The 14,897-nt window shown below is 41.7% G+C and carries 11 protein-coding genes; 7 read left to right on the forward strand and 4 right to left on the reverse strand.

All coding sequences use genetic code 11. The features are described from left to right. Nucleotides 1-2,040, reverse strand: a 2,040-nt coding sequence (locus VE944_RS01280; RefSeq protein WP_324971144.1) for a pentapeptide repeat-containing protein, incomplete at its 3' end; no start/stop codon positions are given. Between the two features lie 9 nt (nucleotides 2,041-2,049). Next, on the reverse strand, nucleotides 2,050-3,057 hold the full coding sequence (locus VE944_RS01285; protein ID WP_324971146.1) for a zinc-dependent alcohol dehydrogenase family protein: 1,008 nt from the start codon (nucleotides 3,055-3,057) through the stop codon (nucleotides 2,050-2,052). A gap of 487 nt (nucleotides 3,058-3,544) precedes the next feature. On the opposite strand from VE944_RS01285, the gene infC reads away from it, so the two are divergent. The 4 genes from infC to VE944_RS01305 all read left to right on the forward strand — a co-directional run bounded on the left by infC (nucleotide 3,545) and on the right by VE944_RS01305 (nucleotide 8,151). Further along, nucleotides 3,545-4,078 carry a translation initiation factor IF-3 gene (gene infC, locus VE944_RS01290; RefSeq protein ID WP_109010020.1) on the forward strand — a complete coding sequence of 178 codons (534 nt, stop codon included), beginning with the start codon at nucleotides 3,545-3,547 and terminating at the stop codon, nucleotides 4,076-4,078. A 284-nt stretch (nucleotides 4,079-4,362) separates the two neighbouring features. Next, the gene (locus tag VE944_RS01295) at nucleotides 4,363-7,368 is read left to right on the forward strand and encodes an MFS transporter (protein ID WP_324971151.1); all 3,006 of its coding nucleotides are present in this window, start codon (nucleotides 4,363-4,365) and stop codon (nucleotides 7,366-7,368) included. Nucleotides 7,369-7,517: 149 nt separating this feature from the next. Continuing rightward, nucleotides 7,518-7,892 (forward strand): hypothetical protein, encoded by a 375-nt coding sequence (locus VE944_RS01300; protein WP_324971153.1) that lies wholly within the window; start codon nucleotides 7,518-7,520, stop codon nucleotides 7,890-7,892. A 52-nt stretch (nucleotides 7,893-7,944) separates the two neighbouring features. Then, nucleotides 7,945-8,151 (forward strand): hypothetical protein, encoded by a 207-nt coding sequence (locus VE944_RS01305; protein WP_324971155.1) that lies wholly within the window; start codon nucleotides 7,945-7,947, stop codon nucleotides 8,149-8,151. 180 nt (nucleotides 8,152-8,331) lie between these two features. Here VE944_RS01305 and radC read toward each other — a convergent pair whose 3' ends face one another. Then, nucleotides 8,332-9,063 (reverse strand): RadC family protein, encoded by a 732-nt coding sequence (gene radC, locus VE944_RS01310; RefSeq protein ID WP_229489639.1) that lies wholly within the window; start codon nucleotides 9,061-9,063, stop codon nucleotides 8,332-8,334. Nucleotides 9,064-9,350: 287 nt separating this feature from the next. Continuing rightward, entirely contained in the window at nucleotides 9,351-10,289 is a 939-nt protein-coding gene (locus tag VE944_RS01315) for a phosphoribulokinase (RefSeq protein ID WP_324971165.1), read from the reverse strand. 632 nt (nucleotides 10,290-10,921) lie between these two features. Here VE944_RS01315 and VE944_RS01320 point away from each other — a divergent pair. The 3 genes from VE944_RS01320 to VE944_RS01330 form a co-directional block, all read left to right on the forward strand. After that, nucleotides 10,922-11,584 carry a class I SAM-dependent methyltransferase gene (locus VE944_RS01320; protein ID WP_324971159.1) on the forward strand — a complete coding sequence of 221 codons (663 nt, stop codon included), beginning with the start codon at nucleotides 10,922-10,924 and terminating at the stop codon, nucleotides 11,582-11,584. 300 nt (nucleotides 11,585-11,884) lie between these two features. Continuing rightward, the gene (locus tag VE944_RS01325) at nucleotides 11,885-13,264 is read left to right on the forward strand and encodes an AAA-like domain-containing protein (RefSeq protein ID WP_324971161.1); all 1,380 of its coding nucleotides are present in this window, start codon (nucleotides 11,885-11,887) and stop codon (nucleotides 13,262-13,264) included. Nucleotides 13,265-13,393: 129 nt separating this feature from the next. Continuing rightward, nucleotides 13,394-14,897, forward strand: a 1,504-nt coding sequence (locus tag VE944_RS01330) for an AAA-like domain-containing protein (RefSeq protein WP_324971163.1), incomplete at its 3' end; no start/stop codon positions are given.

The raw sequence follows: 14,897 nt of genomic DNA on the forward strand, positions 1-14,897 counted from the left end.
AGGCATATATCGTTCTCGAAATGTCTGATTCCTTGGTATGACTGGCAAACGTCCAATCAACAATCGTAACTGGCGGAATGTGCCGTCTTCTGTGAAGTAAGAAACATCCATTAAATCGTGATAACGACCTTGTTGGTAAAGTCGAATCAATAAAGCCATTGGGACGGGGACAATAATTATTAAAAGACACCCCAATGTCAGCCAAGGTTGTTGAGCATTACGAAAGATGGCTAGTAAGCTCAATAATCCTAAAACGCTAAAACTCACAAATATCGAAATGGTTTCGTAAAAGGTGGGAATAATTGGTACAGGATGCAGCCGCCGATAGCGATCCACTAGCCAAAATAGTAAGCCGAAATAAGCGATCGCAACTCCTCCCACACCAAAAACTAACCAAAAATTTGTACCGTAGCCACTCAACAACAGCAGTACACTCAACCCCAACCAACTCCAAGCTTGCAGTAACCACCCAATAATAGAAAGGGGTTCACCAACAATTAAGCGCTCACTAAGTTGTGTGTATTTTTCTAAATCGATGTCTGCTAAAGTCAGTAACTCACTGCTATTGCGAAAGGGTTTTATCAGACGACGCTGGGCGATCGCTTCGGCTTGAGTTGCAGAAAAACCCAAATCAATCAAACTTGCGGGGGAGGCACTATTAATATTTGTAGCCGTCAAACGGCGACTCATTTCTACTAATCGCAGTTGTTGTTTTGTATATTCCAGTTCATTAGCATCAGCAACTTGTTGTTGTTGACGAAAATTTTGCCCCAAATTCCGCAATATGTTTTGATTACCTTGCAATGTAGGGATGCAGAACATCTTACCAATCTGACCCGGATTACCTAAAATTTTTGCTTGGTTAGAGTTGAAAGTTAAACTAGGTACGCTTAAACAAGCTTCTGTAGAAAATCTTGCATCGCTAAAATCTGCTTGGTTGAGAATGCTTGCACCTTGCAAATTTACCGATTGATTAAACTCCACCTCCCGAAATGTGACAGCTTGCTCAAAAGTTGCTTCTGTTAAAAGGAGGAACTGATTAAAATTTGCTTTAGTAAACTGGGCTTGATTCGCAAAACGGACATTAGAAAAATCAGCATTATCTCGCCACTGCCCACTATTGAATTTAGCTAACTGTTTAAAAGTTGCTTGGTTGAAGTTGGTAGTCTTTTCAAAAATGCTGCCTTGAAAATCAGCAGTTTCTTGAAATTGAGTTTGTTTAAAATTAGCTTTTTCAAAAAAAATACTGCCTTGAAAATTGCTTGGTTGTTTGAATTTAGCACCGTTAAAGTTGACGGGACGAGCAAATCTGGTTTCATTCCAATTAGTGGATTGGAGAAAAGTTGCACCTTGGGCATCCACAGACTGAAGAAAGAATGTATTAGAGAACTTCATTTCGCCATTGAAACGAGTTTGCACTAATGTTAAGACACCACGAAAAACGGCGATTTCACTGGATGGAGTTGACTGTGTTCCCAACAGCGATCGGCAATCTTTGGAGTTTGTGAGTGACTCTAAACAAACGAAGCGCAAAAGTTCTAATTCTTGTTGTTCGGTGGCGGTGAAAATCGGAGCAATGGCTTGGGCATACAAGGGCGTTCTTAAACCCAAATCGCTGCCCACAAAATCCCCTAAAATTAGGGTATAGCTAAGGTCTAAACCCAGAGGTTTTGCGCCTAGTCCTTTTCGCATGAGTTGGTAAAAGGCATCACGAAAACTAGTATTTTCTGGGCGCAAATCAATCACCATTTTTTGCAAATCTACGGTCAAATTGCCTTCGAGCAGTGTGGGTGTGCGTAGACGTTCTTGTAATAATTCTAGAGTTAAGGGTGTGCGTTCTGGTTGCGTTTGTGCTGCTGAAGTAGGTAGGGGGAGGAGGAGGAGAAGTAAAACGCAAAGGAACGCAATCGCAAAGCGTCTGTCTGCGACACGCTGCGCGAACGCAGAGAAGGGAAGCGCAGAGGGACGCAGAGAAAGGTTTCTGGGTATCTTTGCATTTAACCTCTGGTTGCATCTATGTTTAAAAAATAAATTATGCAAATTGTTCGATCAATCGTCGCTAATGAGTAGAACAATTTTACCTGTCACAGAACCGCTTTCAATTAGTTGGTGCGCTTTAGCCGCTTCTTTTAAAGGGAATTTGTGGCTAACATGGATTTTTAATTTGCTTTCATTGATCCAGGTGGCACATTGTTCGAGAATTTCTGCATGGTGCTGGAGGCTTTGTTCTAATCCTAGCAACGCTGGTGTGAGCATTAATTCTAAACCTATGCGGAGATTGCGTTGTCTGGCAGTTTTCCAAACAGTATTGGCATCGGGTTCGAGAATCGTCACAATATCACCATATACTCGCACTGCGGGGAAGGTTTTGTGAAAGGTTTCGCCGCCTACGGTATCAAAAGCCAAGTCTACGCCTTCGCCGTTAGTCCAATCTAATGCTGCTTGTACAAAGTCTGTTTGTTTGTAAAAAATTACATGATCGGCACCTAGTTGTTTAACAAAATTAGCTTTTTCTTCAGAACCCACTGTGGTGGAAACAGTAGCACCTTTGAGTTTTGCTAATTGAATTGCTACATGACCGACACCACCAGCACCCGCATGAATCAAAACTCTTTCCCCAGGTTCCAATCGTCCCCGTTCGTATAAAGCTTCCCAGGCGGTGATTAACACTAAAGGCGCTGCTGCTGCTTCGGCAAAGGAGATAGACGCAGGTTTACGTGCCACAAACCGCTCATCCACAACGGTATACTCAGCATAATTACCTTGGTGTGCGCCCAACCCGCCATAGCAAAAATATACCTCATCGCCTGGGCAAAAACGCTGAACACTACTACCCACCGCTTCGACTATACCAGCACCATCACATCCTAAAATTGTCGGCGTGCGATTGGGGTAGAAAGTGCCTCGGCTACGAAGTTTTGTGTCAATGGGGTTAATACCAGCCGCCACCAAACGCACTAAAAGTTCACTATTACCTACAGGAACAGTAGGGTTTGGTACTTCCTGTAGTTGCAGAACTTCTGGACTGCCAGCTGCTGTCATCAAGACTGCTTTCAAAACTCTTTCCTCCTGACTTTAGATGCACGTTTTTATGTAACTTTAGCGCAAGAGGGTGGACACAAAGTTATATCTGATTTTTAAACACGCTTTGTGCGTACTATGAACTCATCAAAATTAATAAGACAGACCACTAGGTTTACTGTATGTAAGGTAATATGTTACATTAGTTGTGCTAGATGTCCTGCATCTATGAGCTTGGTACTATGGAGATACAATGTTGCTCAATGCAATCGTAAAAAGAATTGCTAAATCATTGTAATAATATTTAACATGAGTCTACGTTGTGTAATTTAGATTAACTATTGCAGAGAAAGTATCTCAGAGTTAGTAGAATGGCAAATACAAGGACGCAACTCTTTTATGGATTAGTTACTCTAGAACTGTAGACTATGTTTTCAGTCCTGGGTTATTTTTGTATTTTGCCTCTGAGGCATACCAATCAAGACCACACCAAATCCTTCATTAAGATCTCCCACAAATCATAATGCCTGTGATTGAGAAGAAAAGAACTCGCGATCTGCCCCAAATTAACGAACGAATCCGCTACCCAAAAATTCGGGTAATTGATACTGATGGTGCCCAACTGGGAATTATGCTCCCACAAGAAGCACTACAACTAGCAGAAGAGAAAGAGTTAGATTTGGTGCTAATTAGTGACAAAGCTGACCCGCCAGTTTGTCGGATTATGGACTACGGGAAATATAAGTTTGAGCAGGAGAAAAAGGCGCGGGAAGCTCGGAAAAAGCAGCACACGGCTGATGTCAAAGAAGTTAAAATGCGCTACAAAATAGAAGAACACGACTACAACGTGCGTGTTAAGCAAGCAGAGCGCTTTTTGAAAGATGGCGATAAAGTCAAAGCTACTGTCATGTTCCGGGGTCGAGAAATTCAACACAGCGACCTAGCAGAAGATTTGCTCAAGCGAATGGCAACTGATTTGGAGCCTTATGGGGAGCTGCAACAAGCGCCTAAAAAAGAAGGGCGAAACATGATGATGCTCATCTCGCCTAAAAAATAATCCTCTAACTGTATTAATAGACCATGTTTGAAAATCCCCTGGCTTAAAGTCAGGGGATTTTTTGATGTTTCGTTTCCATGCAACATGCGCCCAAAACTCTGAGGTTATTTAAATTTATCTAAAATCGATAATCCTGAAGGCTAAGTGGGAAACATAATACTCAGTTGCCCTTTGTTATTTCCTGGAGATAAGGGAGATGAGAAAATATTTTCTTCCCCTGCTCCCCCTGCTTCCCCTGCCCCCGCTCCCCATTACTCGGTGATACTACCAGAAAAGAAAACTGCATGGAACTGAAAAATCCCTGGTTGGCTGCAAATAAAGTTGCTTTACCACGGCTACGACTACTACAGTGGCTGAATCTCCGACCAGAGGAGAGTGAACGAACTCAACTCATGTTCTTTTTTTACACAACTGTATGTGTAGGATTGCGGTGGGCAGAGGACAGTACTGTGGCGCTGTTTTTGGATGAATATGGGACTCAGCTACTGCCGTGGATGTATATTGCTAGTGCCGTTATGAGTGCAGCACTGGTTTTTTTATACTCTTGGCTGCAAAAGATTTTTCCTTTGCGCCGGGTGATTGTAGCGATCGCACCTTGCATGTTGATGCCATTACTATTATTAGTAGTATTACGTTGGGGAGCGCATGTTTCATACCTGGCAGTTATTTCGGCATTTCTGCTGCGGCTGTGGGTAGATGCACTTTATGTGGTCAATGACCTCAACACTTCCATCGTTGCCAACCAAATATTTAATATTCGGGAGATTAAACGGACTTACCCATTGGTGAGCAGTGGGCTTTTAGTCGCAGATGTGCTCAGTGGCTTTAGTTTGCCTTGGCTATTGCAATACACCACGCTGAATAAGATCATCTTCATCGCTTGTATAGTAATTTTATTAGGATCGGGGATTTTATTATATTTAACTCATCAATATCGAGCGGCTTTTCCTGAAACGCCACAAAAACTAGTTACTGAAGAACAAGCTTCACGACAGCGTTTTATTAAAAGTCCTCTGAAGCGCTATGTTTGGCAACTGTTTGCTTTTGTCGGTCTGTTGCAAGTCATTGGGTTATTAATAGATTTTCAATATCTACGCGAACTCCAATCTAATTTGGGCGACCGAGAACTTGCCAGCTTCTTAGGTCTTTTTGGTGGGACGTTGGGACTGTGTGAGTTGTTGTTACAGTGGTTTATTTCCAGCCGACTCATCGAACGAATGGGGGTATTTTTCACAGCTACGCTTTTACCAATCACCGTAGGCTTTTCACTACCAGGAGTGCTGGTATTATTGCATTTAATTCCCGCCATCCAATCGCAAAGCTTTTTTTGGGGTTTGGTAATTGTCAAATTCTTTGATGAACTCCTGCGCTACACCTTTGTCATGAGTAGCGGCCCAATTCTGTACCAACCAATTCCAGAGGCAATTCGCAGCCGGATGCAGACTTTATCTGGTGGAACTGCCGAAGCGATCGCTACAGGTTTGACAGGAGTGCTAATTTTTGCAACTATATTGTTTTGTGGTCAGTTTATACCCATACCGTTGCAAAAGTGGGTGTTAGTAGCAGAAACAATGCTGATAGCTGGCACCTGTTTAAAAGTAGTTTGGGAATTGCGATCACGCTATGTTGAACTGTTAGTCTTGAGTGTGGCACGCGGTCAGTTAAGTGCAACCAATGTCGGCTTACGATTTTTCAAGCAAGGTGTAGTCAAAGCCTTGGGAGAAAAAGGCAGCGAGGCAGATAAACGCTCTTGTATTGAACTTTTAGCCCAAATTGATCCCCAAGGATGTGCGGAAGTTTTAGCACCTCTGTTAGTCAAATTAACCCCAGATTTACAGCGCCAAAGTTTAGAAGTCATGCTGATAGCAGGTGCAAATCCCGCTTATCTATCTGCTATCCGTCCTTTGCTAGAACAACCCCAAGAAACTAACTCCGAAGTTTTCGCCCTAGCGCTGCGCTACGTTTGGCTGGCTGAACCAAATCCCAATTTAAGCATCCTAGAAGAATACCTGAACCCCCGGCAAAACTCACTCATCCGCGCCACCGCCGCCGCTTTAGTCTTACGTCAGGGAACGCCTATGCAAAAGGTAGCAGCTACCCAAACCATGCGCCGGATGTTGACTCATAAGAAAGAACGGGAACGGGTAAATGGAGTTAGGGCGCTTAGAGAAGCAGTTTATTTGCAGGCGTTGCGGATTCACATTCCGAATTTGTTACAAGATGAGTCGTTACGGGTGCGCTGTGCCGTATTGGAAATGATTGCAGCAACCCATTTAGAAGAGTACTATTGTGCCCTGATAGCAGCACTTTATTACAAATCAACCCGCACTACAGCAATGTCTGCTTTAGTGCGATTAGAGAATGAAGTTATAGAGATGCTGTTGCGGGTAGCTACCAATATTTACAAACCAGAAGTAGTGCGAATGTATGCTTGGCGTACCATTGCTCAAATTGGGACTCAAGAAGCATTGGAGATTTTATGGGAAAAGTTGGAAACATCTTGGGGTACAACTAGGGATCATATTCTTCGCAGCTTACTAAAAATCCACAAACAACCAGGAATTAAAGGTTTAGTAGATCGATTTTATGAAAGTCGGGTAGAAAATTTAATTGAGCAGGAATTAAAGTTTTTAGGTGAGATTTACGCCGCATATATAGATTTGAAAACACTAGACGAAAAAGGAAATCAGCAATCTAGTGAGAGGATTGTGATTGTCTCTGAGTTATTGCAACGCGCCCTTTTAGAATTGGAATTGGATGTCAAAGAGCGGCTGTTACTGCTATTGAAACTGCTTTACTCGCCAGAAAAGATGCAGGCAGCAGCATTTAATTTGCGATCGCTTTCAGTGGTAAACTTAGCACGAGGGTTAGAAATCTTAGAGCATACCATAACTTTGTCTTCAAAATCTCTGTTGCTGAATATTTTAGATAACCGACCGCACTCAGAAAAATTGCAACATCTGGTAGAAGCTAAGATCGTAGAATATGAAAATATGATAGTTAGCGATCGCCTCCACAGATTGCTGACTTTGGGTAACTTCCTTTCTGACTGGTGTCTAGCTTGCTGTTTTCATTTTGCTCAAGTGACTCGCACGCCATTGACAAGTTCTGAAATTTTAGTGAGTTTACGTCATCCAACCGGCTTTGTTAGAGAAGCTGCGATCGCATATTTAAATATGGTTTCACATCGCGTTCTCCTGCAAATCCTCCCCCAGTTAGAAAAAGATCCACATCCTTTGGTAGCTGCTCAAGTCAAAGACTTACTCGAAAAATACCAGTTTAAAAATTAAAATTTATAGCCTTATTAGTGCAATTAGCTCTAACTTCTTACCAAAGAAAATTTGATTCCTTCCTGTGGAATGTAGTACAACCTGTCACGGAAGTTTATTATGTGTTCACTGATATGGATGCTATTAAAACTAAATGCTAGTGACAACAGATGACTAATAATCAGCAACTTGCTTATCGTCTGATTCAAGAAGAGCATATAAAGCGTCTAGGGACAGACGAATTAGGCCTGCTCCGTAGTCGCTCTCAGCAAAAGCCTCTTGTGATAAATCCAAGTTTTACTGTTCGGATTCTAAACACAATCGCGGTTGCCTCTATTGCCAGTACTTGCTTATTTGGGATAGGCACGCTTTCGTGTTGGGGGTTAGAGATTATTGAGGCGAACACAAAATCAATTTCCCTCAGTAAAGAGCATGAATGGCAGATACGAAAACATATCTGCTTGGGCTGGATGCTTGTTGGCTTTTCCAGCTTTGTTGCTAGTGCCTCGTTGGGTGAAAAGCCTCAACGACAAATCAATGAATAGACCAATTGCCAAAGACTCTTTTATTCATTAAGCAAACAACAGCATTTTAAATATGAAACTACCTCAAATGATCGTCACAACAGTAGCAGCAATCACTTTTGGATACATTGGTTCCCAATACTTCACCAGAAATATGATGTATATCATAGGCGGTGGAATGATTGGGGTTGGTGCAGTGGCATACGTAATCCCGCCGAAAACCAAACAAAAGCCAACCCACACACAACCGAAGGAGCCTGCGGAAACTACTCGCAACTGAGCGCAGTAGTTTTCAGATGGGAGCAAATGCTCAAAAAATTAATGATGAGTCATCTGCCTAAACCTCAAACTCACGCTGAATTTTTTTTGCTCTGAAAAACTTGGACGCATTATTTTTCGTGGCACTTTCGGCTAGAAATCAATATTTTTGCTTTTCATATCTTTCTCCCCTGCCCCTTCACTAATCCCCCTGCGGATGCTCATCCCACAAGGTTGTCAGTTCCCGTAAACTCTGATGATTGCCATTACCCAAAATCAGATGATCTAGTACCGGAATGCCCAAAAGCTGCGCCCCTGTTAACAACTGACGCGTCAATTCTATATCTTCCTGGCTGGGTTCGAGGTTTCCAGAAGGATGGTTGTGGGCAACTATTACCCGCGTTGCACCTTGACGAATAACTTCCCGAAAAATATCACGGGGAGAGGCTAGGGTTTCGGTTGCTGTACCAATGGTAATTACTTGCGTACCCAATAAGCGATTTTTAACATCTAATAGCACCACTGCAAAACGTTCTTGTATTTGCCACATCAAATCTTGACTGAGGGTAGCAGCAGCAGCAAGTGGGCTATCAATTAATGTGCCATCGTTGGGACGAGATTGAAAGGCGCGTTTGCCTAATTCAATTGCTGCTAAGATACTTGTCGCCTTCGCTGGGCCAACACCAGAAATTTGCATCAACTCAGCAGGACTAACTTCTCGCAAAACTGCCAAAGGATCACGTTGGTGTTTGCCTAATTCGCTCAAAATATATTGTCCCAAACCCACAGCTGATAGTTTTCCTGGCCCTTGACCGGTGCCTAGAAGAATTGCGATTAACTCTGCTGTGGCTAAAATTTTTGCACCATGCGTCATTAATCGTTCACGCGGACGCTCATTTGTAGGTAAGTCAGCAATTCTGAGGCAATAGGTCATAGAAAGCTAAGAGAATAGTCATCAAAGATGGAACTATTTTTATTTATCCCTTGTTTGCTCTCAAAATCATTTTTATTTGATAATTTCATAATTCTCACGCCAAAGTTCAACTAAGACTTACAAGATGAAGTCTAGTGGAATGAATCTTTCCGCAAAACGCAACAAAAGCTCATAGCTGCTGCACAGGCTACTAAACAAGAAATCACTGCAAGACAAGCTAAGTTTTCCTAACTCATCTTTAAATTCATAGATTTACACTACTCCCCACTCCCCACTCCCTATCCCAGCTATTGATAAATTTGCGTTGCTTTGAGCATGTGGTAGGTAATGATCAACTGAGTCAAAGCCAGAGGATAACTTTGCAGTGTTTCTCCAGTTGTACCAGCAATTTTACCCAGTTCGGGATTACTTTCGCGATCGCAAATACTTCGTAAATGGGGCATATCAGAACAAATAATATGCTCTAGCTTATTCACCTGATCTAAGGTTGCATGGCCATCAACTTCTAAAACATCCACCGGCTTACTCATATCTCTGTCCAGTCCCAGGCGGATTGCTGAGTCAGAATTACCATAGGTAGAGCTGATAATCGGGGTAAAATCTGGGTGGGGAATTGTTGGACGTAGTACCAAACGTACATTCAGGTGTCCATTGGTTTCATCATCTTCCCCGGCGGGTGGGTAGAAACTGATTACTATATCAGACCATTGTCGCTGCGGACGGATAAACTCTGCTGAGTCTGGTTCGCGTTTTTCTAATTCTGCTAGTACCTGTTCAGCTGTGTAGCCGCGCTTTTGCGTGTCTCGCTTAACTTTCCACTTAGAGCGTAGTTCTTCAGGCGGTGCAAGGTAAACTTTCACGTCGTAAGAATCACGGGCAACACGGGTAGAATAACCGAGTAATCCCTCAATAATCACGAATTTATTGGGTTTGATATACTGCGGTGGCTCGAATGTGCCAGTTTTATGGCTATAAACTGGTTTAAGAATTGGCTGTCCTGTGCGTAGCAACGACAAGTGTTGCTGCATAATATCTAAATGGTTGCAGTCTGGGTGGAGGGCAGTGATACCAATCTCTGCACGCTGTTGGCGATCATAACGGTGATAATCATCTGTGCATATCAGTGTCACATTTTCTGGGCCAAGTACCTGGGCGATTCCTCGCGTTAGTGTTGTTTTCCCAGCAGCGCTGTCGCCTACAATACCAAGAATTATTGGACGGCTCATCATAACCTCCCAGAATACAAGCAAGTTTAGTAATAAAATTTCCCTACAATAGTTTTTATTCTAGAAGGGTTTAGGCAAGTAACTCAAACAAAGGGTTGGTATGCAATATCTCTACATATATAGAATGTGGGTGTTGCTATATCCACAGGTGGTATTCCTGAAGTGCAGCATAACTGGGTTGGCTGTCAATTTATTTAATTAGGGGGTTGACGGCATAGACTTTATAGCAAACTTGCCGCAAGAATTGGGCGGAAGAACCCCACCCCGCCAAAGCTATGCTTTGTCTCCCCTCCCCGCTTGCGGGGAGGGGTTGGGGGTGGGGTTCTTTTATTATGGGTAATTTAGCGGACATAATATAAGTTGTTTTTAAAGATAATTTTGACTTCTCAAAAATCGTTGGCGAGTATCAAAGACTCATCCACGAGTAAAAAAGACTCGTCCACGAGTAAAAAAGACTCATCCGCGAGTATCAAAGACTCATCCACGAGTATTAAAGACTCATCCACGAGTATTAAAGACTCATCCGCGAGTAAAAAAGACTCATCCGCGAGTAAAAAAGACTCATCCACGAGTAAAAAAGACTCATCCACGAGTATCAAAAACTCATCCACCAGCCCGTAATCCCCAATTTTATGACAACTCAAACACTAGGACTCGAACAAAACCTCTATGACTATTTACTATCAGTCTCTTTGCGAGAACCGGAAATCTTAACCCAACTGAGACAGGAAACAGCCCAATATCCAATAGGGAGAATGCAGATTGCTCCCGAACAGGGGCAATTTTTGGCGTTACTGGTGCAGTTGTTGGGAGCCAAAAAAACTTTGGATATTGGGGTATTTACAGGTTATAGTTCCCTGGTGGTGGCATTGGCATTACCAAACGACGGTAAAGTGGTAGCCTGTGATGTGAGTGAAGAATTTACAACGATCGCTCGGCGCTATTGGCAACAAGCGGGTGTGGCGGATAAAATTCAACTGCACATTGCCCCAGCTTTAGAGACTTTGGATAAGCTACTGGCAACCAAAGAAGCGGAAACCTTTGATTTTGCTTTCATTGATGCAGATAAGAGCAACTATGATGCTTATTATGAGCGATCGCTACAATTAGTGCGTCCGGGGGGACTGATTGCGATCGATAATGTCCTTTGGTCAGGTAAGGTTGCCGACCCCGAAGTGCAAGATAATAGAACTAAAAAGATTCGTGCCTTTAATGAAAAGCTCCATCTTGACCAGCGAGTTAGTCTTAGTTTAGTAGCGATCGCAGATGGCTTGACTCTAGCGCTGAAGAAATAAGAAGTCCTGCTAAAGACAGAATTCAGAATACCCTACCCTAGCAGTCAAGTCAGGGCGAAGAGTCATAAAGGAAAGAATTTAATATCACGCGTGTTTAAAATAGCTAATCCATTCTGGATTTTGGCTCCTGAATTCCGAATTCTTTTTCGGTAATGTCTCGGAATCCTGATTTCTCTATTTGTTAGGAACGCAGAAGTGTCTTTAATTTTGAATTTTGAATTGTTAATCGGTTGTATATTATTAATATACCAAATTGAATAAATGCCTTTACTAACTCTTTAACCTTTAATACTAATATCCGTGGAAGATATTCTGCAAGCAGTAGAAACAATTTTGCAAGACAAGCCTCTTGCTTCAATTCAATGTTTTGTACTATCTCAATCGTGGTTGGGCAAAACTTACGATGAAATGGCAGAGATATCAGGCTACCGCAACAATTACATCAAGGAAGTTGGCTCTGAGTTGTGGCAAGACCTTTCCGTTGCACTTGGAAAGAAAATAACGAAAAAAAATCTGCATTTAGTCTTGGATAAATATCTGGAAGAGAGGATAAACGATCAGGAGAATCAGAGCCAAGAAAAGTTGGAGGAAGAATCTAGCTTAGAAATGGTTTCTCCAGACTTTTCTTCAGCAAGCAAAATTGAATTTCCAAGCGGCCCTGTACCACTGGGTTCTCCTATTTACATCAATCGCCCTCCCCTAGAAGAACTTGTTTGTAACGAGATTTTACACCCTGGTTGCTTAATCCGAATCAAAGCACCTAGAAAAACGGGAAAAAGTTCACTGTTAAACCGAATGATTACTTATGCTAGAGAGCAAGGTTATCAAATTGCGTATTTGGACTTTCAAGAAGCTGACGAAGATATTTTTGCTTCTCTAGATAAATTTTTGCGTTGGTTTTGTGTCAATGTCAGCAGGCAATTAAATCTCCTTCCCTGTCTAGATGACTTTTGGGATACGGAAATGGGCAGCAAGGTAAGCTGCAAAATCTATTTTGAAGCATATCTGCTGCAATACATTGAGCAAAGTCCTGTAGTTTTGGCTTTGAATGAAGTCCATCGAGTTTTTGAACATCCGAATATTGCCCAAGATTTTCTGCCAATGCTACGATTTTGGCACGAACAAGCAAAGCAGGATCAAATCTGGCAAAAACTCCGAATGGTGGTAGTTCACACCACAGAAATTTATATTCCACTCAAGTTAAACCAATCGCCTTTCAATGTTGGGATAACCATTACATTGCCGCCGTTTACCCTCGATCAGGTACAGAAATTAGCATTAGCTTACGGGCTACATTGGGCAGCAGACTCCGAAGGGGCTAAACGCCTTGTACCCTTACAAACAATGGTAGGAGGACATCCTTATTTGGTGAGTCTGGCGCTTTATCATTTATGTCATGAAGAAATAACATTAGAGGTGTTACTAGAAAGCGCATCTACACAAGTGGGAATTTACAGTCAGCATTTACGAGAACTGTTGCGCTTACTCCAAAAAGAACCAGAATTAATGTCAGCTATGGAAAAGGTAATTGCAACAGATGAAAAAGTGGAGTTAGACGCGATCGCTGCTTACAAGCTAGAAAGTATGGGCTTGGTTCAACTAAACGGCAATCAAGCTCACATAAGGTGTGAGTTATATCGCTTTTATTTTAGCCAACAACTGGGACGATCAGGGTCGTAATAGTTCTGGTAAACTGTTGAAACATAGATAATAAAAATACTTGTTCTCGTTCTTAATATGAATTTAATCAATTATCTTGATGCAAATTTAATTATTAAAAATGAGAACTAGTTTAAAATTTTAAATCAAATGAACAATTATCGATACCAAGTTGGTGGAACCCTTACAACTGACGCACCTAGCTATGTTGAGCGCAAAGCGGATGTGGAACTTTACGAAGCCTTAAAGCAGGGAGAATTTTGCTACATCCTGAGCAGTAGGCAAATGGGCAAATCCTCGCTTATGGTAAAAACAAAGCATCGCTTTCAACAAGAGGGGTTTAAATGTGCCACCGTTGATATGACTAATATCGGTTGTGACAATATAACTCCAGAGCAGTGGTATAAGGGAGTAGTAGGTGATTTATGGTTAGGCTTTAAACTGTTAGGTAAAGTCAATTTAAAAACCTGGTGGCAAGAACAAAATGATATTTCTTTAGTTCAGAAAGTCAGTCGATTTATTTCAGAAATTCTGTTAGCTCAGTTTCCTAACGAAAGACTATTTATTTTTATTGATGAAATTGATAGTATTCTCAGCCTAGATTTTTCTGTTGATGACTTTTTTAGCTTGATTCGCTTTTGTTATAACCAACGAGCAATTGATCCAGAGTATCATCGGATTACATTTGCAATTTTCGGTGTTGCGACACCTTCAGACTTAATTCGATATCGACATAATACTACCCCTTTTAATATTGGTAAAGCCATCCAAGTAAATGGATTCACATTTGAAGAAGCTCAACCTTTATCTTTGGGACTGAATATAAAAGATAATCATCCGCAAAAGCTTTTGAAAGAAGTATTATTTTGGACAGAAGGGCAACCATTTCTTACTCAAAAGCTATGTCGGCTACTTGTGAGTTTATCTCAAAGTGATATGGGTAGAAAGCTAAAAATACCCCCTGGCGCGGAAGAATTTTGGATAGAAAATGTGGTGCGATCGCACATCATCGAAAAATGGGAATCACAAGATGAACCGGAGCATTTACGGACAATTCGCGATCGCATCCTTGGAAACGAGCAAATTGCCGCCAGATTGCTGGGAATTTATCAACAAATTCTCCAAGGAGTGGAAGTACCATCTGACGATAGTCGAGAACAGGTAGAACTGTTGCTGTCTGGTTTGGTAATCAAAAAGCAAGGTTTTCTCAAAATCAAAAATCGAATTTATCAAGAAGTTTTCAATTTAGAATGGGTTGGAAAAAAATTAGCTTATTTACGCCCATATTACGAAACCTTCAATGCATGGATAGCCTCAAAAGAAAAGGATGAATCTCGCCTATTGCGGGGAAAAGCCTTAATTGATGCTCAAACTTGGGCAAATGGCAAAAGCTTAAGCAACTTAGATTATCGATTTTTAGCTGCTAGTGAAGAATTAGATCGGCGAGAAATGCAGCAAGCATTAGAAGCCGAACGCGCTAAAGAAACTGAAGTACGACTTGCAGAACAACAAAAAAGGCTCACTCAACAAAAAAAAACTGCCACAATAGTGACACTTTTGCTCGTGGGCATGACAATCAAGTTGGTGATTTCTATAGTGTGGGGAGTGTCGCTTTTACGAAAGATTGATGCTTTAGAATTACAGTTAAAATGTA

This window comes from Nostoc sp. (assembly GCF_035638895.1).
Lineage (GTDB): Bacteria > Cyanobacteriota > Cyanobacteriia > Cyanobacteriales > Nostocaceae > Nostoc.